Source organism: Rahnella perminowiae (genome assembly GCF_019049695.1).
GTDB lineage: Bacteria > Pseudomonadota > Gammaproteobacteria > Enterobacterales > Enterobacteriaceae > Rahnella > Rahnella perminowiae.
Genome location: NZ_JAFMOT010000187.1, coordinates 238,184 through 260,947 on the forward strand (window position 1 = coordinate 238,184; position 22,764 = coordinate 260,947).

A 22,764-nucleotide genomic window follows, 5' to 3' on the forward strand; every position below is an offset into this window, starting at 1 on the left:
GAAAAAAGTCGGAACACAGGAACGGTATTTTCAAAAAATGGCTTCAGGAACAAGCACTTTCGATGGCATTTTTCAAGTCACGCCATAAATCTTCAGTATCTTCCAGCCCGATTGAAATGCGGATCACACGGGGTGAGACGCCAAAATCTCTTGCCGAGTTGAATTCACCCGCCTGATTCAGCACCGAAATGGCCGGCATCACCAGGCTTTCAAAACCGCCCCAACTGACGCCCATACGGAATAAGGTCAGCGCATTGCAGAACGTCGGAATGTCAATGCCTTCGCTGAGCTCAAAGGAGAACAGGCCGCTGTAGCCGGTCAGCGTGGAAGTCGGCAACGGGTCAAGCCCCGGATGATTCACCTGCGTGATACGCGAATAGCCCTGCAGGCGGCGCGCCAGTTCCAGCGCGCTTTCGTGATGCTGGCGCATACGCAGCGGCAGCGTGCGTAAGCCACGCAGCAACAGCCAGGCTTCATTCGCGGAGAGTTTGCCGCCTAAAAACGGGCTGATATAACGACTGATGGCAGTGATGTGTTCTGTACTTGAAATCACCAGTCCGGCAACGACGTCGCTGTGTCCGCTGATGTATTTCGACGCAGAATGAATAACCAGATCGATGCCTGCCGCCAGCGGCTTCTGGAAAACCGGTGACGCCCAGCTGTTATCGATCATCGTTATTACGCCGTATTTTTTGGCCAGCGCGGCAATGGCTGGCAGATTTTGCTCGCCCATCACCCAGCTGTTCGGGCTTTCGAGATATAACAGTTTCGCCCCCTGAATCGCCGCTTCGAGTGCGGCCAGAGAACCCCCATCGACAAACTGTGATTCAATCTGGAAACGGGTGCAGAAACCGCGCAGAAAACGGTAGGTGTCTGGATAAACGTGATTCACACAGACGACTTTATCGCCGGGACCGGCCACGCTGAGAATGGCATTACTGATAGCCGCCATGCCGCTGCCGAACGCCAGACAGGCTTCGCCGCCTTCAAGCTGCGCCACCTTCTTCTGTAATTCGATCACGGTCGGGTTGTCGACGCGGGAATATAATGCGTGGTCGCTGTCACCACGAAAACGGGCAATCATGCTGTCATAATCGGTGAAACTAAATAACGACGACTGATAGATAGGGGGTGAAATCGCCCCGCGATCGTGGCGGCCGTCATGCACTAAATGCGTGTTTTCACTTAACTCAACCGGCTGGCTCTTATCATCTTGCTGCATTGATCACTTCCTTCATGTCACGTTCGGTTATGTTCAGAATGTCGTTGCTCAGCCTGCGCGCGTTTTCCGGTTCGCGGCGCGCAATGGCTTCATATAACAGGCGGTGCAGCGGAAAAGAGTCGCTGAAAAGCGCCTGTTCCGGTGGCGATTCGAAAAAGGCATGCAGCAGGTCGTAAATGCCGCCGACCATTTGCAGCAGCAGCGGATTGTGCGCGGCGCTGTAGATCGCCGCGTGAAACTGCCAGTCTTCTGCCCCTGCGGAACCGATGCTCAGATGTACTTTTTCCATCACAACCAGTTTCTGTTCGATGAACAGCAAATCGCTTTCCGTAGCACGCACTGCCGCCATTGCCGAAGCCTCACATTCGATGATCCGGCGCACTTCCAGCGCATGCAGCATGGTGGCGGAATCATTTTTAAAGCGCAGGGACAGAAAGCTGTCGTTAGCAGTAATTTCAGACTGCAAAAAGGTGCCACTGCCTTTTTTACGCACGATAATTCCCAGTGCCTCCCAGCGTTTGAGCGCCTCACGCACGGTGTTGCGGCTCACCGCCAGACCTTCAGCCAGCACACGCTCAGGAGGCAGTTTCTCGCCGATACGGGTGCCGGACTGCGCCACATAACGCGTCAGCGCATCCAGTACCAGGGTGTCGCTTTGTTGTGGCGCGATCGGATGCAATAAATTTATTTCGCCGCTCATTGGCTTCTCCGCACATTGTTTTCAACGGACACCGGTCCAAATTGGCCCAACAACTCAACCTGTGGACCACATTGCAATTTGTCTGCCAGTTTGCAGAACCACCGTTAAGTAATTGATTAAAATGGAATATGAATAAATAACGTTCCATGCGGGAAGATGACGGGCAGATCGCGGTGGTGCAAAAAAAGCCGGATATGTTGTACCGCTGTGCAGGTAATGTTCAGTGATGTAGCACGGGATGGATTGACGCGCAGGAGTGCAAATGATAACTGTTATCATATGAATTCATTCTGCCAGGCAGGTGGTTATGACACCGGATACAAAGTCTTCAGCAGCATCATGCTGCATTGTCGGGGGCGGTCCCGCAGGTTTAATGCTGGGATATCTTCTGGCGCGTAAAGGTATTGACGTCACTGTGCTGGAAAAACACCGTGACTTTTTGCGCGATTTTCGCGGCGACACCATTCACCCTTCGACGCTGGACATCATCTGGCAACTAGGTTTCCTCGACGAATTCCTCGCCCTGCCACACCAGCGCGCTGAAAAGCTATATGGTGAAATCGACGGCCAGGAAACCACGCTGGCGGACTTCAGTCATCTGCCAACGCAGTGTAAATTTATCGCTTTTATGCCGCAGTGGGATTTCCTTAACTTTATCGCCGGTAAGGCAGCACAACTGCCCAATTTCAGGCTGATCCATAATGCACAGGTGCTGTCGTTGCAGGAGGATAAAGGGCAGGTATCCGGTGTTATTGCTGAAGTGGACGGAGAAACGCAGCACTTTGATGCCGGTCTGGTGATCGGTTGCGATGGCCGTAATTCCATCGTGCGGGAACAGGCCGGGATGGAAGTCCGCCGTTATGGCACGCCGCGTGACGTGTTATGGCTGAAAATTCACAAACGACCGGACGATCCGCAGTGGTCAATGGGTCATCGCGGCCCGAAGAAAAACTTCATCATGATTGACCGGGGAGATTACTGGCAGTGTGGGTATTCGATTCCCAAAGGCAGTCTGGATTTGCTCAAAGCGCAGGGCATCGCGCCCTTTCTCGACCTGCTGACCGAAGTATCTCCCTTCGAACGCCCGCGTCTTCAGGAAGATATCCTCAGCTGGGAAGACGTACGCCTGCTGGTGATCCGCATTGACCGTCTGAAAGAGTGGGCAAAACCGGGGCTGCTGTGCATCGGCGACGCAGCGCATGCGATGTCACCCATCGGCGGTGTTGGCGTGAATCTGGCCATTCAGGATGCCGTGGCGACGGCGAATATCATCACTGAACCGCTCAAGGCCGGACGCCTGACGCTGCGGCATTTAAAACGCATTCAGCGCCGTCGCATGTTCCCGACCTGGGCGACGCAGGCGTTACAGATTATGATCAGTAAGGCCGGACAGAAACAAAGGAAGCGTGCCCCTTCACGGCTGGAAATCTGGCTACGGGGACGGAAATTTATACCATTTCTGTTTGGACGCCTCATCGGCGTGGGATTTTATCGGGAAATCCCGAAGCTTTGATTTTGGGTTTGCCACCCGAACCGCCTTTAGGTCAACACCTTGGGTTGCCACCCAAACTGGCCTTAAGGTCAAGGTCGTGGGCGTCGGCCCACGGTTTTGAACTTGAAGTTGTAGTTGAAGTTTTTTTAAACGCCCCTCGTGATGCCCGTTAAGCATCACAAATTTAAATATTCCCCGCTTTTTCATCACCCATAATTGATAAGCGTCATTACGCCCGGTGAGCTATTTCGGCAAAGTGCCCGCCTTTCACTTGGATCCATATTTAATCTCGGGGAATACAATAATGCTGGAATTACTGATCGGGCTGGTGGTCGCCGTCTTTGTCGGACGCTATATCATTAAAGGCTATTCACCCACCGGCGTGCTGATGGTAGGTGGCTTATTGCTGCTGATTATCAGTGCAATGATGGGCCACAGTATCCTGCCGGAAGGCACAAAAAGTACCGGCTGGAATGCCACAGATATCGTTGAATACGTCAAAATTCTGCTGATGAGCCGCGGTGGCGATCTGGGAATGATGATTATGATGCTGTGCGGATTCGCGGCCTATATGACACATATTGGGGCCAATGATGTGGTCGTCAAACTGGCATCGCGTCCGTTACAGATGATCAACTCACCGTACATTCTGATGGTTGCGGCTTATATCCTGGCGTGTCTGATGTCGCTGGCGGTATCTTCCGCCACCGGTCTGGGCGTGTTACTGATGGCGACACTGTTCCCGATAATGGTCAACGTCGGCATCAGCCGGGGCGCGGCGGCGGCGATTTGTGCATCCCCTGCGGCAATCATCCTTTCGCCAACATCCGGTGACGTTGTGCTGGCCGCGCAGGCGGCGAACATGCCGCTGGTGGATTTTGCCTTTAAAGTCACCCTGCCTATTTCGATTGCCGCCATCGCCGCAATGGCTGTCGCGCATTTCTTCTGGCAACGCTATCTGGATAAACGCGATACCACAGCCCAGGTGGATACGGTCGATTCAAATGCTGACGATGTGGCTGAAACCAATGCTCCGGCTTTCTACGCCATTTTGCCTTTCACGCCGATTATCGGTGTGCTGATTTTTGACGGAAAATGGGGGCCGAATCTGCATATCATCACCATTCTGGTGATCTGTATGCTGCTGACCGCCCTGATTGAAACCGTGCGTAACCGTAGCGGCAAAGCGGTATTCGCCGGTCTGGACGTGGCGTATCGCGGCATGGCCGATGCATTCGCCAACGTGGTGATGTTGCTGGTCGCGGCAGGCGTGTTTGCTCAGGGTTTAAGTACTGTCGGGTTTATCAGCAGCCTGATCGGACTGGCGCAAAACTTCGGTTCCGGCAGCATCGTTATGATGCTGGTACTGGTGGTGATCACCGTGCTTGCCGCCATGACGACCGGATCCGGCAATGCGTCGTTCTATGCCTTCGTTGAACTCATCCCTAAACTGGCGACGAAAATGGGCATTAATCCGGAATACCTGGTCATTCCGATGTTGCAGGCGTCCAACCTGGGCCGGACCCTTTCCCCGGTTTCCGGCGTTGTGGTCGCAGTGGCCGGCATGGCAAAAATCTCGCCTTTTGAAGTGGTTAAACGGACCTCCGTTCCCGTGCTGGTTGGCCTGATTGTGGTGATCGTCGCCACCGAAATTCTGGTGCCGGTGCACTAGTCCTCCCCGCTTTTAATTCCTGAATCGTTCAGGCTGTATCAGTGCGTTCACTGAGCGTGTCCCCGGAGCATACAAAAGTCTGTGACCGGGGCGTGTGAAGGCAGTCAACGCAGAGACGGCGGAAGGATTAAGGTATTGATCACATAAATACGATATCGGCTGAAGCGAACTCGGGTTAAGCTACTGCGCCTTGAAGGTCGGGGAAGTTTCCCTGTGCTGATTTGATGGCAAAACCAGCGTGAGAAAAGCTTTTATGTCGAATAATCCGGGCTATAAACGTATTGGCGGGTGGTTACTGGCCCCGATGGCGTATCTGATTGTGACGCTGCTCAGCGTCGTATTAATGCTGTTTCTGTTTTCAATGGCATTATTTGTACCGGAATCGCGTGAATATTTAATCACCAACTCGCAGGCATTTACCCTGCAATGGTATTTCTCTGTAGTGACCACGTTGGCGATGGGGTTATTTACCGTTGCGGTATTATGGCAATTTTGTAAGCGCGCCAGAGCGTTACCTAAAATGTATATTATCTGGTTATTGTGCACCGTGCTTCTGGCAGTAAAAGCCTTTGCATTCTCACCGGTTACCGATGATTTGGCCGTGCGTAACTTATTGTTACCTTTATTGGCCGCCGCCGTCTTTGTGCCTTATTTTAAGCGCTCACTGCGGGTAAAAGAAACCTTTACGGAATAACCCTGAATTTTTTAATGATTATTATGTCCGGGCAATTGCTATGACCTCTTATTTATTACTCTTCGTCGGCACCGTGCTGGTCAATAACTTTGTGCTGGTCAAATTTCTTGGCCTGTGCCCGTTTATGGGCGTGTCCAGGAAACTGGAATCGGCTATCGGGATGGGGCTCGCCACCACCTTCGTGATCACCCTGTCCAATATCTGCTCGTGGATCGTCAACACTTTTGTTCTGATGCCGCTGGGGCTGGTGTATCTGCGTACCATGGCCTTTATTCTGGTGATCGCCGTTGTCGTGCAGTTCACCGAAATGGTCGTGCGTAAAACCAGCCCGTCGTTGTATCGGCTGCTGGGTATTTTCCTGCCGCTTATCACCACTAACTGTGCCGTGCTCGGTGTCGCGTTGCTCAACATCAACCAGCAGTTCAACTTTATGCAATCCGCACTGTACGGTTTTGCCGCGTCACTGGGCTTCTCGCTGGTCATGGTGCTGTTCGCTGCCATTCGCGAACGCCTGGTCGTCGCTGATGTTCCGGCACCGTTCAAAGGTTCTTCGATTGCGCTGGTCACGGCCGGCCTGATGTCATTGGCCTTTATGGGCTTCACGGGTCTGGTGAAATTCTAATGTTTGAATTATGGGTAGCAATTGGCGCGCTGACCGCTCTGGCGCTGGTTTTTGGCCTGCTGCTGGGTTACGCCTCGCGTCGTTTTGCCGTCGAAGGCAACCCGGTTGTCGATCAGATTGACGATATTCTGCCGCAGAGCCAGTGTGCGCAATGCGGATATCCCGGCTGTAAACCTTATGCCGAAGCGGTCGCCAATGGCGACAACATCAATAAATGCGTGCCGGGCGGCGAAGCAGTCATGCTCAAGCTGGCAACCCTGCTTAACGTTGAACCTCAGCCGATGGGTGAAGACGCCGCGGCTGCGGTACCGGTGCGTAAAGTGGCCTACATTGACGAAAGCAACTGCATCGGCTGCACCAAGTGCATTCAGGCATGTCCGGTTGATGCCATTGTAGGGGCCACCCGTGCCGTGCATACCGTGATTACCGATTTATGTACCGGCTGTGACCTGTGCGTCGCGCCCTGCCCGACGGACTGCATCGAAATGCTGCCGGTAAAAACCACCACCGCAAACTGGAAGTGGGATTTGAAATCCATTCCGGTTCAGGTCATCCATGCGGAGTAACATGTTTAATCTGTTTGCGGCGCTCAAGAAAAACAAGATCTGGGACTTCGACGGCGGTATTCATCCGCCGGAAATGAAGACTCAGTCAAGCCACGTTCCGTTGCGCAACGTGCCACTGCCTGAGCGCTTTATCATCCCGCTTCAGCAACATCTTGGTCCTGAAGGTGAGCTGTGTGTGAAACCCGGCGACCGCGTGTTAAAAGGTCAGCCGCTGACCACCGGTCGTGGCCGTACCGTACCGGTTCATGCGCCGACCTCAGGCGTGATTACCGCCATCGGGCCACACATTACTGCGCACCCTTCCGGCCTGAAAGAGCTTTGTGTGTTAATCGACGCCGACGGCCAGGACACCTGGTGTGGCCGTGAATTCGTGGCCGATTACCGTCAGCTTACTGCTGACGAACTGAATCAGCGCATCAGTCAGGCCGGTATTGCCGGGCTGGGTGGCGCCGGTTTCCCGACCGCCAGCAAACTGGCTGGCGGCCTGACCTCGACCCGCACACTGATTCTTAATGCTGCCGAATGTGAGCCTTACATCACTGCCGATGACCGGCTGATGCAGGAACATGCCATGGAAATCCTCCAGGGTACGCGCATCCTCTGTCACATGTTGCATCCTGAACGTGTGCTAATCGGCATCGAAGACAACAAACCTGAAGCGATTGCCGCACTAAAAGCGGCGATCAGCGCTGAAATCTCCGACGGTGTGCGTTTCGAGCTGCGGGTGATCCCGACCAAATACCCGTCCGGCGGTGCCAAACAGCTGACTAAAATCCTGACCGGCCTCGAAGTGCCAAAAGGCCATCACTCGTCGTCCATCGGCGTGCTGATGCAAAACGTCGGCACTGTGTTTGCCATTAAACGCGCCATCATTGACGGCGAACCGCTGATTGAACGCGTGGTCACGCTGACCGGTGAAGCAATGGCAAAACCGGGCAACGTCTGGGCGCGTCTGGGTACCCCCATTGAGCACCTGATGCAGGAAGGTCAGTTACAACCGCAGGGTAATAAAAAGATGGTGATCATGGGCGGTCCGCTGATGGGCTTTACCCTGCCGTCGCTCAACGTACCCGTGGTCAAAATTTCCAACTGTTTGCTGGCGCCGTCCGAGTCCGAACTGGGACAGCCCGGGCCGGAAGAAGCCTGCATCCGTTGCAGCCTGTGCGCGGAATCCTGTCCGGCCGGTTTATTGCCGCAACAACTTTACTGGTTCAGTAAAGGCGAGGAACACGAGAAAGCACGCAAGCATAATCTGTTCGACTGCATCGAATGCGGCGCCTGTGCCTATGTCTGCCCGAGCAATATTCCGCTGGTGCAGTATTACCGTCAGGAAAAGGCTGAAATCCGCGCCATCGATAACGAAAGCGCACGTGCCATGGAAGCCAAAGCGCGTTTCGAAGCCAAACAGGCGCGTATGGAGCGTGAAAAATTAGCGCGGGAAGAAAAGCATCAGAAAGCAGCTGTAAAACTCAGCGAGACACCGGCAGCAGAAGCCCCTGTAGAAGAAAAACCCGTGGCTGACACGCCGGAAGTCGATCCGCGCCAGGCCGCACTGGCGGCGGCAATTGCCCGCGCTAAAGCTAAAAAAGCTGCCGCGCAGCAGGATATTCCTGTGGCCTCTGAACCGGTGGCTGAAACAGCACCACCCGCTGAGGAAGATGCCCGTAAGGCCGCGGTGGCTGCCGCGATTGCCAGGGTGAAAGCGAAGAAAGCCGGCAACACTGGCGTGGTTGTTGAAGCCAGAGAAAGTGAGCTTGCCGTTTCTCAGCCGCCCGCTGAGGAAGATGCCCGCAAGGCCGCCGTGGCTGCCGCGATTGCCCGTGTAAAAGCGAAGAAAGCCGCAGCATCACATCAGCCTGCCGGTGAAGAAAACGTGACAGCGTCACCTGCCGAACCTTCCGCAGACGACAAACGCAAGGCGGCAGTAGCCGCTGCCATCGCCCGCGCCAAAGCCAAAAAAGCGGCCGCGCAGGACACAGAAGAAACCGAGCCAAAACAACAAGAAAGCGATCCACGCAAAGCCGCCGTGGCTGCGGCGATCGCCCGGGTTAAGGCCCGTAAAGCCGCCCAAACAATGTCTAACGAGGAATAGATGGCCTTCAGGATCGCAAGTTCACCTTTTACGCATAATCGCCAGAACACCAGCACCATCATGATGATGGTGATCCTGGCGTGTATTCCCGGCCTGATCGCTCAGGTCTGGTTCTTCGGTTACGGCACGCTGATACAACTGACACTGGCTATCGTGATTGCTCTGCTGGCAGAAGGCGCCGTGTTACAACTGCGAAAACAGCCGGTGACGAAACGTCTGGGGGATAACAGCGCCCTGCTGACCGCGGTTTTGCTGGGTATCAGCCTGCCGCCGCTGGGCCCGTGGTGGATGGTGGTACTCGGCACGATTTTCGCCATCATTATTGCCAAACAACTTTATGGCGGTCTGGGTCAGAATCCGTTTAACCCAGCCATGGTAGGTTATGTGGTACTGCTGATTTCTTTCCCGGTGCAAATGACCACCTGGTTGCCGCCTGATACCCTGCAACACCATCACGCAGGCTTCACCGATACACTGCGGACTATTTTCACCGGGCATAACAGTCTGGATCTGACCGCCTATCAGCTCAATATGAACGTCGATGGCGTGACGCAGGCAACACCGCTGGATGCGTTTAAAACCGGTCTGCGCTCCGGCCATAGCGCCGATCAGATCCTCAGTACACCATTGTTTAGCGGCACGCTGGCCGGTCTCGGCTGGCAGTGGATTAACCTGGGTTTCCTCGCCGGCGGGCTGTTCCTGATGTGGCGCAAAATCATCAGCTGGCACATTCCGGTCGCCCTGTTAGGTATGCTGACTGTATGCGCGGGTATCGCGTGGGGTCTGGCACCGGAAAGCTACTCTTCACCGCTGGTCGGGTTGTTCTCCGGCGCGACCATGCTGGGTGCATTCTTTATCGCCACCGATCCGGTGACAGCCTCCACTACCCCTAAAGGCCGCCTGATTTTCGGTGCGCTGATTGGTTTACTGGTGTGGCTGATCCGCAGTTATGGCGGTTATCCGGATGGCATCGCTTTTGCGGTTTTACTGGCCAATATTACTGTGCCACTGATTGATCACTATACACAACCACGTGTTTACGGGCATCGCTGAGGAAGAATGATGTTAGCAACCATGCGACGCCACGGCCTGATTCTGGCTTTCTTTGGCGCACTGATGACCGGGATGACGGCTCTGGTCAACCTGATGACCAAGCCGACGATTGAACATCAGGCGCTGTTACAGCAAAAAATATTGTTTGATCAGGTGATCCCTGCAGGCGTGTACGACAATGACATGCAAAACGAATGTTACAACGTCACTGATGAGGCACTGGGTAACATGACGCCGCACCGTATGTATCTGGCGCGCAAAAACGGACAGCCTGTGGCCGCGGTGGTTGAAACCACTGCGCCTGATGGTTATTCCGGTGCGATCCGGTTACTGGTGGCGGCTGATTTTCATGGCAAAGTTTACGGTTCCCGCGTGCTGGAACAGCATGAAACGCCGGGGCTGGGTGACAAAATTGAAGTGCGCATTTCAGACTGGATCAAGCATTTCGCCAATCAGACCGTTAACGGTGCAGGCGATGAGCGCTGGGCCGTGAAGAAAGACGGCGGTATGTTTGATCAGTTTACCGGTGCGACCATTACACCGCGCGCCGTCGTTCGCACCGTAAAACGCACGGCGCTGTTTATCGGGACGGTACCGTCTCAGCTTTCCCACCTCACCCCTTGTGGAGCACGTGATGAGTGAAGCCAAAAAGATAATCGTTCAGGGTCTGTGGACCAATAACTCCTCACTGGTTCAGTTGCTGGGGCTTTGTCCGCTGCTGGCCGTGACTTCGACTGCCACCAACGCCCTGGGTTTAGGCCTTGCGACCACACTGGTGCTGACCTGTACCAACGCCATGATTTCCGCATTCCGTAAGTGGATCCCGGATGAAATTCGCATCCCGATTTATGTGCTGATTATCGCCTCGGTCGTCAGTACCGTACAGATGCTGATCAACGCTTATGCGTTTGGTCTGTATCAGGCGCTGGGGATTTTTATCCCGCTGATTGTGACCAACTGTATTGTGGTCGGACGCGCCGAAGCCTGCGCAGCCAGCAGTCCGATCCATCTGGCCGCGCTTGACGGTGCGATGACCGGGCTCGGAGCAACCTGTGCGATGTTTGTACTGGGCTCAATGCGTGAAATTCTCGGCAGCGGCGTACTGTTCAACGGCGCTGATTTGTTACTCGGCAGTTGGGCGAAAGTATTGCGTGTCGAAGTGCTGCATCTCGATAACCCGTTCCTGCTGGCCATGCTGCCGCCGGGCGCGTTTATCGGCCTCGGTCTGTTGCTGGCCGCTAAATATCTTATTGATCAGCGCATGAAAGCACGGAAAGCGGCACAGCACGTTGCTGCTGAAGAAAGTTTGCCAAAGGGAAGTGTTCATGAATAAGGAAAAACGCACCGAAATTCTCAGCCGTTTACGTGATAACAACCCGCATCCTACCACCGAACTGGTGTACACCACCCCGTTCGAACTGCTGATTTCGGTATTGCTTTCCGCGCAGGCCACGGACGTCAGCGTGAACAAGGCGACGGCAAAGCTGTATCCTGTCGCCAACACGCCTGAATCTGTTCTGGCACTTGGCGTGGACGGTGTGAAGGAATACATCAAAACTATTGGCCTGTTTAATGCCAAAGCCGAGAACGTGATTAAAACCTGCCGTATTTTGCTGGAAAAACACAACGGAGAAGTGCCGGAAGACCGCGCCGCGCTTGAAGCACTGCCAGGCGTCGGCCGCAAAACCGCCAACGTTGTACTTAACACTGCCTTCGGCTGGCCGACCATTGCGGTGGACACGCATATTTTCCGCGTCTGTAACCGCACGAAATTCGCGCCCGGCAAAACTGTCGATGATGTCGAAGAAAAATTGCTGAAAGTGGTTCCCGCCGAATTTAAACTTGACTGCCATCACTGGCTGATCCTGCATGGCCGCTATACCTGCATTGCCCGCAAGCCACGGTGCGGGAGTTGTCTGATTGAGGATTTGTGTGAGAGTAAAGAGAAGGTCTATGCGGAGTGAAAGGGCTTCCCTTTTAAATAGCTATAAATGACTTTACATAGAATTGAGTAAGTTTCGGTTTTTCAATAACGGTTATCACATGGCCTGTCGCGCCGAAACCGACCAGAGGGGAAAGGCTTTTCCCCTCTGAACTCCCCTCGCTTTTTCAAACACGTGATCCGCGCGCTGGCTATGTTTCAGCAACCACAGCGACAGGCTGGAAATCTTGCCGCTACGCGGTGCCTTCTCTCGGTCCTGAAGCCTTCGGTCTTCAGGCCGCTCCGTTCAGCAAGATTTCTGAATCGCCCGCAGCTTTTTGAAAGATTAAGAAAGTGAGGTTGTGAAGTTGAAGCCTGAGGCCGGTTCCAAAATTCCGCCGGAGGAGAGGTGGAAAACCGCGCGTTTTTTGCGCGGGTTGCAACCCGAACGTAGGGCACCGCGCCGCGGCGGGATTTTGCGGCTATCACTGCGATACCTGAAACATAGCCAGCGAGCGGAGCGCGCAGTAAAAGAGCCGGAGATTCTTAAGAGGCGCGGCGATAGGCGCCTCTTAAGGCCAGTGTGGGTGGCACCCCACGGTTTTGACCTTGAAGTTGAAGTTAAAAGCCGCCATTGCAGCGGCCTCTGCAATCAAATAAACGATTTCGCCTGCTTGAGCACCACATCACAGGCCTTGGTTTTCACTTTCTCTTTTACCTGCGTCAGCCCGTTCCCCAGGTTATTCAGATCGACACTCTGATCTTTACCGGTTTTCAGCAATCCCCCCAGACCCTGCTGATAATCCTGGCTTTCCGCACCCTCTGCCGTCTGGATACCCAGCTTGCTCAGCAACTGATCTTTCACATTCTCAGTGCTGGCTTTGGAAAGTACGTTGTTCTTCACGCAATATTGCAACACACCTGCGACGTTGTTCGCGCTGGTCGAGGTTAATGCGCTGTCGCCGCCGCTAAGCAACGAGGTCAGCGAAGAAGTGGTGCCGGTAGAACCGGATTTGCCGCCGCCGTTCAGTCCTTCGTTGGCGGCCTGCTGCAGTTGTCCCAGAAGATTATTCGACGCCTGTGCACCTGCTGAAAGCAAAATACCTGCAGAGGCCATCGCCAGAACAACGGCTTTCAATGTTTTCATGTGTTACTCCATTCATTTAACGCAATATTGCGCCAAAGCTTGAGCTTAAATATTCTTTTCATCAATAGGAATAGCGGAGATAAACCGTCGGAGGATGGTTTATCTGTCGGGTTTTTCTGTCTGCTGTTGTGCCAGCCAAAGCCCGGCGGCTGTGAAGAAATGCTGCGCCAGTGGCGTTGCCCTTCCCGCTTCGGCAACCACCAGTGCGGCGTGACGGCTCATCGGTGTGATATCCAGCGGACAACGTTTCAGTACAGGATGCATCTCATCAATCAGATGTCCGCGCGGAACCAGCGCACAGCCAATCCCGACGAACACGCCCTGCATCAGCTGGAAAATCGAGGTACTTTCAAGCCGCGGACGCAGCTCAAGCCCGGCCTGGCGGAAAAAATTATCCAGATAACGCCGGAAATAGCGGCTCGGCTCAGACAGACATAATGGCAGCGTGACTGCCTGTTCAGCGGTCATCAGTCCGATGTCCTGCAACTGCGGAAAATGATCCGGGTGATAGACCACATCAACGCCGCCATCATCAAGCGGCACCAGCTGAAAGCGCAGCTCATTGAGCGTCGAGAACTCAAAAAAACCAATACCGACATCCACTGAATGACTGCTCAGCGCTTCTATCAGCTGATCGGCACTGACTTCCGCGACACGATAATCCAGCCCCGGATGCGCCTCGCTGACCGCCTTAATCAGCTGCGCCAGCGACACGCTGCATTGCGGCATCACGCCGATACGCAATGTCCCGCTCATGCCCTGTTTCAGTGATTCGACTTCCAGTTTCAGCCCTTCATAGACGGCGACGATTTCACGCGCCCAGCTCAGCACGCGCAGGCCTTCGGCGGTAAAACCTTCAAAGTTATTACCGCGGTTGATCAGATTAAGGTCGAGTTCTTTTTCGAGATTTTTAAGGCGCATCGACAGCGTCGGCTGGCTGACAAAACTGGCTTCTGCCGCCCTGCCGAAATGTCGTTCGCGTTCGAGATTACACAAATAGATAAGTTGTTTGATATCCAATTTATTTTCTAATTCAGCCGGTTGTTGTGCCCTGTCGATTGCTGATGATTATAATCCAAAGTCATGATGATGACGCAGCGGATTAAAACCGGCCAGGGCGTCCTGACGCTGTTTACGTGCGCGGCGGGCCAGCGCATAGGCCGGATCGCCATTGAAACCGTGAAATCCGCCCGGATAAATGCTGAATTCCACCGGTACGCCGGCACGGATTAACCGGTGTGCATAGTCGATATTCTCATCGAGGAATAAATCTATCGAACCGACGCCAATCCAGGCTGGCGGTAATCCGCTCAGATCCTCTGCACGGCCCGCCGCAGCGTAGCAGGAAATATCCCGCAAACCCGCTTCATGACCAAGATAGGCGTGCCAGCCGAAACGGTTGTCCTCGCGCGTCCAGGAGAATTCACCCGTCACCGGATTCGGGTTGGGATCGGTCACGGTGCGGTCGTCGAGCATCGGATACATCAGGTTTTGAAACGCCAGTTTCGGGCCATTGCGGTCACGGGTCAGCAACGCCAGCGAGGCAGCCAGCCCTGCACCGGCGCTGTCGCCCATTACACCGATATGTTCGGGGTCGATGCCCAGCGCTTCTGCCTGAGCGGTCATCCAGACCAGCGCGGCATAGCAATCCTCCAGCGGTCCGGGGAACGGTGTTTCCGGCGCGAGGCGATAATCCACCGAAACAATGACACAGTCGTGCTGCGCCGCTGTCGGACGGGTCAGCGGCATCGATTGCTCAGGGCTGCCCAGCACATAGCCGCCACCATGAATATGCAAAATACCCATCCGCCCCTGGCGTGCATGTTGCGGTGAAATCACCACCACACGCACCGCCGGCGCGCCTTCGCTACCCGTAATGTGATGATGAGCGACGGAAACAGGCAGGCCATCATCCTGCAATAAACTTTCCAGTGCCGCTGCCTGCCGCTGAGCGCGCATATCAGGCAAAGCGGATACCTCCAGCACTTTTGCAGGCATCAGGGCCAGTAACGGGCGCAGTTCAGGGTCAACCAGGTGGGCAGTTTTCATCACAGGATCCATTTTTCAGTTATCGTCCCGTTATTTATAACGCCCTGAACCGGTTTTAAAAAGTCTGAATTGTTATTGCTTATGACTGATTACAGGTAGGTTTCTCATGAGGAAGCTGTCATGAAATGCGGGGCCACCCCGGATGTCATACCAAACGTGCCCGGCGTTCTGATCACGCAAAAAGGGGCCGGAGCCCCTTTCATTCCATTCACTGCCTGCTGAGATTACTTTCTGACTTGTTTGGTCGCAAAACCTTTGTTCAGTTTACGCCAGTACACCAGCCAGGTGATCAGCGCACAAACCACGTAAAACACCAGGAAGACTTTCATCGCGCCCGCCGGTGAACCGGTCATGGCCAGTGATGTCCCGAACGCTTTAGGAATAAAGAAGCCGCCAATCGCGCCGATGGAAGAGATAAAACCGAGCGCAGCCGCCGTATCGGTAACCGCTTCACGCAGCGCTTCATCATCGCTGGCACCACGGGCTTTAGCCTGATCAGTGGTGAGTTTGCGGAAAATCACCGCAATCATCTGATAGGTGGAGCCACTGCCCAGACCGGCCGTCAGGAACAGCACCATAAATACCGCGAAGAACGCCGGGAAATTGCCGCCCGCGCCACCGACCGGCAAGGTCAGGAACAGTAAACCCGCAAAAATCGCCATGACGATATAATTCACCAGAGTTACGCGAATACCACCCAGGCGGTCGGACAACATGCCCCCCGCAGAACGGGCCAGCGCACCAAAAAACGGGCCGAAAAAGGCAAATTGCAAAATATTGACGTCAGGGAACTGGGTTTTGGTCAGCATCGCAAAACCCGCTGAAAAGCCGATAAACGAACCGAAAGTCGCCAGATACAACACACTCATGATCCACAGATGACCGCGTTTCAGTACCGGTAATTGCTGGCGGATTGAGGCTTTGGAAGAGGCCAGATCGTTCATACCAAACCAGGCGGCAAGGGTACCGATGATCAAAAATGGCACCCAGATCCAGGCTGCATTTTGCAGCCAGATGTCAGTACCGTTCGCCAGCGTCTGTTTATCGCTGAAGGCCGCAAACACCCCCAGGGAGATGACCAGTGGTGCAATCAGCTGCATCACGCTCACCCCAAGATTACCCAGACCACCATTGATCCCGAGAGCGCCGCCCTGCTTCGCTTTCGGAAAGAAAAAGCTAATATTGGACATGCTCGATGCAAAGTTAGCGCCACCGAAACCGCACAACAGCGCAATGATCAGGAAAACGTTATAAGACGTGGTGGTATCCTGCACCGCAAAACCCAGCCACAGGCATGGCAGCACCAGAAATACAGTACTGATGGCCGTCCAGCGGCGACCGCCGAACAGCGGGATCATAAAGGAGTAAGGCACACGCAACAAAGCGCCGGATACTGACGGAATAGCGGTCAGCATAAACAGCTGATCCGTCGTGAAGTTAAAACCGACTTTGTTGAGGTTAACGGAGACCAGGCTGAACAGCATCCAGACGCAGAATCCCAGCAAAAGACAAGGCACGGAAATCCATAAATTGCGGCTGGCCACTTTATGCCCGGTTTTTTCCCAAAATGCCGGGTCTTCGGGACGCCAGTCCTGCAACAGGCGTGACGGTTTTTCCGTCGGTGAAGCTGATGTATGTGACATGTGTACCTCGGGTGGCAACGCATTGTTGTTGTAATGATTGAGTTCTGTCGCACACACTAGGTAGAGCACCACCCCGGGATGTTGATACAAATCAACGCAAACGCAGGTGGATAATGCCGGAAAAATCACCACAAATCCTTTGTGAGTACCCGGCGGAAAATCAATAAACTGTTTTCATTCAAAAGGTTGAAGAAGAGATATTCTTTGGGTTAACGACAGCATGAATGACATGGAAATAAAGGAGTAATCACAAAGGGGTATAGGGAAACGCTCCCTGATCATAAAAAATGCCCACACAGTACAGGTTTGTGTCATTCCGGCACGTTATCTGCGGCGTCCGCTATAGGTTCAGGAAATACTATTCATGTTTAAACGCGTACTGCCTTCTTTGTCGCTCATCAGCCAGATCACCTTGCTGATGCTGCTGCTCGGCCTTCTGGGCATTGGCGGAATGAGCCTGGCGGCGTGGATGGCGGGCAGTATCGAGGGCAATGCCCATGCGATCAATAAAGCGGGTTCGCTGCGCATGCAAAGTTACCGGCTGTTATCTGAAGTACCGCTGCAGGAAACCAGTGCCCGCTATATCAGCCAGATGGAAACTGATCAAAACAGCGCCGATTTATTACAGGCTGTTGAGCGCGAAAATCTGCAACCACAGTTTCTGGCGTTACGTCAGTACTGGCAAACCACCCTGCGCAACCAGCTTCTTACGGCTAAGCATCCGCAGGATGTCTCGGCCAATATTGCCGTCTTTGTCGGCCAGCTTGATGAGCTGGTCGCGGCACTGGAGCACAAAACCGAATACCATTTACAGCAGATTTCGCTGATCCAACGTGGACTTCTGGTGGTAACTCTTTTACTGATGGCGCTGACCATCTGGTTCCTGCGCCGCCATCTGCTGACGCCCTGGAAAAGCCTGCTTTCACAGGCCAGCGCCATTACCGCCGGGGATTTCAGCCGCCGCTATCAGCGTAACCGTGTGGTGAATGGCGATGCACATAATGAAATGGATATCCTCGGCGACTCACTCAACAGTATGTCTCTGGCCCTGGCGGAAATGGTCGATAAGCTGGCGCAGCGCGTGGCAGAAAAAACCGCCGATCTGCAACAAAAAAATCAGATGCTGGATTATCTGTACCGCGTGAGCCGTCAGCTTCACACCAGTGCACCGCCTGAGGCACGCATGGAACCGGTGCTGAAAGAGTTGCAGTCACTGACTCCGCTGAAGGGTATTCAGTTGCGGCAATACGAAAATAACAGCGCGGAAGTATTCAATGAATTCAGCCACACTTCGCCACGTCAGCCTGACATCCCAGAGGTCGGTGAACATGCACAAGACGGTGGCGAGTCCCTGAGCTGGAGCCTGCGCGACGATCGCGAAAATTACGGTGTGCTGCTGGCGCAGTTGCCGCCAGGGCAGTATCTGGATGACGATCAGCAGCAACTGATACACACCCTGCTGGAACAACTCACCAGTACTCTGATGCTGGCACGTCAGGCGGAACATCAGCAACAGCTGATGCTGATGGAGGAACGTTCGGCTATCGCCCGTGAACTGCATGACTCGCTGGCGCAGTCACTGTCATGCCTGAAAATTCAGGTGGCCTGCCTGCAAATGCACGCTGATGCCTTTCCGGAAGAAGACAAAAATCTGTTGCTACAAATGCGGGAAGAACTCAATACCGCTTATCGCCAGTTGCGTGAACTGCTGACCACCTTCCGCCTGACGCTGAACACCCCCGGCCTGCACGCCGCACTGCAACATACCGTAGATGAATTCTCACGCCGTATGGGCCTGGCCATTGATTTCGATTATCAGATCCCGCCGCGTTCCGTTCCGGCCAATCAGGGCATTCACCTGTTGCACATTGCCCGTGAAGCCCTGAACAATGTTTATAAACATGCTAATGCCACCCGGGTATCGCTTTCATTACAGTGTCATGACGGCGAAATCAGCATGAATATTTGCGATAACGGTGACGGTATTTCGCAGGACATCGGGCAGCAAAATCATTATGGGCTGATCATCATGCAGGATCGCGCCAGTACCTTACACGGCAAATGTCGGGTCGCCCGGCGCCCGGAGGGCGGCACAGAAGTCACTGTGCGTTTCCGGCCCGAAGCCCTGCCAGTTAATCCCCAGGAGCAAGTATGAACGACACCACCCCTTCCACTATTTTGCTGATTGACGATCACCCTATGCTGCGCAACGGCGTGAAACAGCTGATCGCGCTGGACTCACGCCTTAAAGTTATTGGTGAAGCCAGTAATGGCGAACAGGGCGTCGAACTGGCAAAACAGCTCGATCCGGACCTGATCCTGCTGGACCTGAATATGCCGGGCATGAACGGGCTGGATACACTCGACAGCATGCGTCAGACCTCCCTTTCCGGGCGGATCGTGGTTTTCAGCGTATCGAATCATGAAGATGATGTGGTAACCGCCCTGAAACGTGGCGCGGATGGGTATTTACTGAAAGATATGGAGCCGGAAGATTTGCTCACTGCGCTGCATAACGCCGCCGCCGGGAAGATGGTGCTGAGCGAAGCGCTGACACCCGTTCTCGCGGCAAGCCTGCGAGAAAGCCGCCCGAGCGGTGACCGCGATATTCAGTCCCTGACGCCGCGCGAACGCGACATCATCAAACTGATCGCCGAAGGTTTGCCGAACAAAATGATCGCCCGTCGTCTGAATATCACCGAAAGCACGGTGAAAGTGCACGTCAAACATCTGCTGAAGAAAATGAAACTTAAATCCCGCGTTGAAGCGGCAGTTTGGGTATTACAGAGTAATGTGCTTTAACCAGGCGTTAGCCCTTAAAACCGCCTCCCAACCTCCCCAGCGAAGGGCTGACTCTTATACATAAATCCCCGGCATTCATGACGGGGATTTTTTTTGAAATTTCCTTCTCCGTTGATCTTCTTTACAGGTAGAAAATGTGACCCAGGCGCGGCAGATCATCAGCTATTACGAACGGCGCTGGCGAAAATGGGTCATTGATACGACAGCAAACGTACGGGTCGTGCAGGCTGGATAGTGATGTGGGAAGGCTGGCTCAAGCTGCAGAATATCGTTGAAGGCTACAAACTTGCGAAGTCTCTTGATCAGGAGATCTGATCAAGAGACAGGCGAAGGTGGAGGAGCACTCCGAGTATTAAGGTCAAAAATAAAAGAATACGCCAGTATTGTACTCAATCGCTTTATTTATTTGGGACACCAATACTTCAGCATTGGCACGATCTGATGGAGAAACCTGCCCCAGAATACTCTTAGCCAATGTTAAATCACGAATGCCGATAATTTTCTCATCTTCGAATTCGTCTATGTTAATTTCGATGAACTGGTTCAATTGACTGATAACACCTGTATCGATTAGAGACTGAAATTGTTCATCAGTTATCGTAACTTCGATCAAATCTCCCTCAAGAGATACATCAAGATCAAGACGTTGCATGGCATCTTGGCTGGTCGGTACAGAGATACATTTCATGTTATTTACGTCCTGGAATGTTAAAATGCGTGACTTCATTATATTCACTCTGAATCCTTCCTATTTGCTTGCCCCCTTCAAGTATTTTGTTATTTGGAACAATACCATCAAGATCTAAATAGGTTCTTTTGCCTGACAGGGAGGGGTCATTGATGCGGAAATAGTCGCCGCTTAAGTCTTCAACGACTTGTACACCAGTCTCAGGGTGAGCGTAAATCCGTTTTCCTGAGTTCGTAGTTGTAACCAAAGGATGATTTCCGGCAAATTTCTTCAATGCTGCATCCAGATCCGCAGTCGGCCAATTTCCTGAAAATTTCTTAGCGCGGACAGCCCCTGCTGCTAACGTGCTGTGTCTTGGAGCTAGTTTTTCTAACTGAAAAATTTCACTGACAGTCCCTAACCCACTAAGCCCGAGCCCGGCCATCACTGACGTAATCGCAATAGCTGCACCCACTGTAGTTAAGTCGTTTAATATTGTCTGACAGGTAAGAATTACGTGAACATCATCCACTACATGACCACGAAATGAGCAGGATAGGGAAATGAAGTTTTGGGTAATAAAGTGTGGTGACTCCCTCCTCTGCGACTGCTTCTTGATGAGGAGATCTGATAAAGAGACTGCTCGCAGGGGGAGGAGCAAAAAGCTAAACCCTCAGTGGCCAGGTCGGCTCCCTTCCCCTGCGAAGGGGCGGAGCGAAAAACCCGATCAGAAATTCAGCCCTGAATCATTACCGTATTGCGGCTGAGCCGTCAGTGGCGGGGATACATTCAGCGTGATCCAGTTGGAGGTGACTTTCTGCGATTTGCTGTCTTCCACAGTCACCGACAGATGATAAATGTTGGTGGCGTCCGGGGAATCATCCCATGGTGGCACAATCACGCTCCAGCCATCAGGATTACGGTTATTCGCGGGTGGCGTCAGGCTCAGCGCCTGTGTATCACCCTGCCAGCTCAGCGCCACCACGGAATTCAGCGCGCGCAGTTGCAGTTTCAGCGGCACCGTTTCGCCCGGCTGTAATGACCACGGCGGCGTGGCCAGAAATACCGACAAGGTCTTACGCTGTTTGAATTCCATCACCGGCATATTATTGCGGTCAACCATGTCCATCCGGCTTCCGCGCAGCGAGCGCGCTGCCGCGACGTTCTGTGAGGACAACTGCTGCGACAGTGGCACCCCCAGCCGGTAATTCAGTGTCAGTTTCACTACATCCTGATTATCCCCATCCTGTCCGGCCTGATGCTCGGCCATCACCGTCACGATCGGCACCGGGGTGTAATTGACGCCAAACGACACTGCCGACGGATTACTCTGCCGCGTGCCGTTGCCGAACAAATCCACCTGATTACCGAAATACTGCTCATAACTCAGCGAAGCGCCTAACTGGCGGTAGAAAGGTAAATAGCCTTTGGTGGTAATGTCGTAGCCACGCGCCTGACGCCGCAGTTGCGCAGACGTGCTGCTGTCGGCTTTATAGGAGGAAAACGGCTGATAATAATTGGTAGAAAAGCGCAGGTAATCTGTCCCCGCCTCCGCGCCCAGACTGCCGCGCGTCAGCTGATGGTCGAAGTCGTTATCCACAAACGCGTTATACCCCAGCATCCACGTACCGGTATTAAAGCGCTGGCCGAGGCCGAAATTACCAACCGTGGCATCCGTCTCGCTTTGCAGGCCGATCTGGCTGTAAACCAGATTGGTTTCAGACTGGTACAGCGGGCTGAATAACCGACCGGAACTGCCGTCAAGATTATGGCCGGTCATGTCCAGCGAGGTGCTGACGGTGCCCAGCGGCGAAAGCAAACTGCTGGTTTCTTTTTGCACCAGTTTCGCCGCCTGACTCAGTGCCAGCGTTTCCGCCTGCACCCGTAAGGGATCATCGCTGTCCGCCGTCGTGGTTCCCAGCTCTTTCAGAGCGGTGGCAAGCTGTTTTTCCATGGCCGTGGGCCCGGTATTGTTCTGTATGTACTGGCTGCCGAGGCTCGGCAACATCCCGGCGGGTTGTGCCGGCGTTCCGTTATTAAAGACAGAACTTTGGTCACTGGCGGGCAGAAAACCGTTGAGGTTATAACCGGGAACGCCGTATTCGCCAGATCCTACCGTCAGCGCACTGGCGCTTACAGCATAGAAGGCGGCTCCCCCTGCAAGCAGCAAAGAGGCGCAGGTGTTTCCTGCAAATCGCTTCAATAAATCAGAAAAAAAATCTGTGACTTCAGTCATACCTTACACATTTCATGAGTAAGGTATGATCTTACCGTACAGTCAGCATAATTCAACCTTCACGCCACGAACGGCCACACACCGCCTTATCGCCAGTCAAATCATGCTCATTCATTTCCAGAGTGAACGCAGGGCTAATTTGTTGCCACATCGCAAAAAATATCGCCTAAAATTACATCAAAGATA

Annotated in this window: 21 protein-coding genes; 12 read left to right on the plus strand and 9 right to left on the minus strand. The window is 53.6% G+C overall.

The window, feature by feature from the left end; all coding sequences use genetic code 11:
* Positions 1-43: 43 nt before the first annotated feature.
* Positions 44-1,222 carry an aminotransferase class I/II-fold pyridoxal phosphate-dependent enzyme gene (locus tag J1781_RS22740; RefSeq protein WP_217159468.1) on the minus strand — a complete coding sequence of 393 codons (1,179 nt, stop codon included), beginning with the start codon at positions 1,220-1,222 and terminating at the stop codon, positions 44-46.
* The gene (locus J1781_RS22745; RefSeq protein WP_129951213.1) at positions 1,209-1,922 is read right to left on the minus strand and encodes a FadR/GntR family transcriptional regulator; all 714 of its coding nucleotides are present in this window, start codon (positions 1,920-1,922) and stop codon (positions 1,209-1,211) included. The genes J1781_RS22740 and J1781_RS22745 overlap by 14 nt, the downstream gene beginning before the upstream one ends.
* A 307-nt stretch (positions 1,923-2,229) precedes the next feature.
* Here J1781_RS22745 and J1781_RS22750 point away from each other — a divergent pair, with 307 nt between their 5' ends.
* From J1781_RS22750 to nth, 10 genes are all read left to right on the plus strand, one after another.
* Positions 2,230-3,435, plus strand: a complete 1,206-nt coding sequence (locus J1781_RS22750; RefSeq protein ID WP_217234245.1) for an FAD-dependent oxidoreductase — start codon at positions 2,230-2,232, stop codon at positions 3,433-3,435.
* 283 nt (positions 3,436-3,718) lie between these two features.
* Entirely contained in the window at positions 3,719-5,086 is a 1,368-nt protein-coding gene (dcuC, locus tag J1781_RS22755; RefSeq protein ID WP_129951211.1) for an anaerobic C4-dicarboxylate transporter DcuC, read from the plus strand.
* A 253-nt stretch (positions 5,087-5,339) separates the two neighbouring features.
* The gene (locus J1781_RS22760) at positions 5,340-5,780 is read left to right on the plus strand and encodes a DUF2569 domain-containing protein (protein WP_129990759.1); all 441 of its coding nucleotides are present in this window, start codon (positions 5,340-5,342) and stop codon (positions 5,778-5,780) included.
* Between the two features lie 40 nt (positions 5,781-5,820).
* Positions 5,821-6,402, plus strand: coding sequence for an electron transport complex subunit RsxA (gene rsxA, locus J1781_RS22765; protein ID WP_015697462.1), 582 nt, complete (start codon positions 5,821-5,823; stop codon positions 6,400-6,402).
* The gene (rsxB, locus tag J1781_RS22770; protein WP_013575430.1) at positions 6,402-6,968 is read left to right on the plus strand and encodes an electron transport complex subunit RsxB; all 567 of its coding nucleotides are present in this window, start codon (positions 6,402-6,404) and stop codon (positions 6,966-6,968) included. Before rsxA ends, rsxB begins: the two co-directional genes overlap by 1 nt.
* 1 nt (position 6,969) lies before the next feature.
* Positions 6,970-9,060, plus strand: a complete 2,091-nt coding sequence (gene rsxC, locus J1781_RS22775) for an electron transport complex subunit RsxC (RefSeq protein ID WP_217234246.1) — start codon at positions 6,970-6,972, stop codon at positions 9,058-9,060.
* Positions 9,061-10,113, plus strand: coding sequence for an electron transport complex subunit RsxD (gene rsxD / locus J1781_RS22780; protein WP_129990761.1), 1,053 nt, complete (start codon positions 9,061-9,063; stop codon positions 10,111-10,113).
* Positions 10,114-10,122: 9 nt separating this feature from the next.
* Complete coding sequence (gene rsxG / locus J1781_RS22785) at positions 10,123-10,755, plus strand: electron transport complex subunit RsxG (protein WP_217220251.1); 633 nt, start codon at positions 10,123-10,125, stop codon at positions 10,753-10,755.
* On the plus strand, positions 10,748-11,446 hold the full coding sequence (locus tag J1781_RS22790) for an electron transport complex subunit E (protein ID WP_129951206.1): 699 nt from the start codon (positions 10,748-10,750) through the stop codon (positions 11,444-11,446). Before rsxG ends, J1781_RS22790 begins: the two co-directional genes overlap by 8 nt.
* Positions 11,439-12,077, plus strand: coding sequence for an endonuclease III (gene nth / locus J1781_RS22795; RefSeq protein WP_129951205.1), 639 nt, complete (start codon positions 11,439-11,441; stop codon positions 12,075-12,077). Before J1781_RS22790 ends, nth begins: the two co-directional genes overlap by 8 nt.
* 609 nt (positions 12,078-12,686) lie before the next feature.
* On the opposite strand, the gene J1781_RS22800 is transcribed toward nth, so the two are convergent.
* The 4 genes from J1781_RS22800 to J1781_RS22815 all read right to left on the minus strand — a co-directional run bounded on the left by J1781_RS22800 (position 12,687) and on the right by J1781_RS22815 (position 16,873).
* Positions 12,687-13,181 (minus strand): YjjA family protein, encoded by a 495-nt coding sequence (locus tag J1781_RS22800; RefSeq protein ID WP_217138602.1) that lies wholly within the window; start codon positions 13,179-13,181, stop codon positions 12,687-12,689.
* A gap of 99 nt (positions 13,182-13,280) precedes the next feature.
* Positions 13,281-14,201: a LysR family transcriptional regulator gene (locus J1781_RS22805; RefSeq protein ID WP_129951202.1), complete on the minus strand. Its 921-nt coding sequence runs from the start codon at positions 14,199-14,201 to the stop codon at positions 13,281-13,283.
* Between the two features lie 48 nt (positions 14,202-14,249).
* The gene (locus J1781_RS22810; protein ID WP_217234247.1) at positions 14,250-15,230 is read right to left on the minus strand and encodes an alpha/beta hydrolase; all 981 of its coding nucleotides are present in this window, start codon (positions 15,228-15,230) and stop codon (positions 14,250-14,252) included.
* Between the two features lie 224 nt (positions 15,231-15,454).
* Positions 15,455-16,873 (minus strand): NarK family nitrate/nitrite MFS transporter, encoded by a 1,419-nt coding sequence (locus J1781_RS22815; RefSeq protein WP_129951200.1) that lies wholly within the window; start codon positions 16,871-16,873, stop codon positions 15,455-15,457.
* A 364-nt stretch (positions 16,874-17,237) separates the two neighbouring features.
* Between J1781_RS22815 and narX the strand changes: the two genes are divergently transcribed.
* Both narX and narL read left to right on the plus strand, forming a co-directional pair.
* Positions 17,238-19,028, plus strand: coding sequence for a nitrate/nitrite two-component system sensor histidine kinase NarX (gene narX / locus J1781_RS22820; protein WP_129951199.1), 1,791 nt, complete (start codon positions 17,238-17,240; stop codon positions 19,026-19,028).
* A complete protein-coding gene (narL, locus tag J1781_RS22825) occupies positions 19,025-19,675 on the plus strand; it encodes a two-component system response regulator NarL (protein ID WP_129990767.1) in 651 nt (216 codons plus the stop codon). Before narX ends, narL begins: the two co-directional genes overlap by 4 nt.
* A gap of 358 nt (positions 19,676-20,033) precedes the next feature.
* Here narL and J1781_RS22835 read toward each other — a convergent pair whose 3' ends face one another.
* From J1781_RS22835 to J1781_RS22845, 3 genes are all read right to left on the minus strand, one after another.
* Positions 20,034-20,363 (minus strand): hypothetical protein, encoded by a 330-nt coding sequence (locus J1781_RS22835; protein ID WP_129951197.1) that lies wholly within the window; start codon positions 20,361-20,363, stop codon positions 20,034-20,036.
* Between the two features lies 1 nt (position 20,364).
* Entirely contained in the window at positions 20,365-20,874 is a 510-nt protein-coding gene (locus J1781_RS26260) for a hypothetical protein (RefSeq protein WP_238483601.1), read from the minus strand.
* A gap of 195 nt (positions 20,875-21,069) precedes the next feature.
* Positions 21,070-22,578, minus strand: coding sequence for a YchO/YchP family invasin (locus J1781_RS22845; protein WP_217234248.1), 1,509 nt, complete (start codon positions 22,576-22,578; stop codon positions 21,070-21,072).
* Positions 22,579-22,764 lie beyond the last annotated feature (186 nt).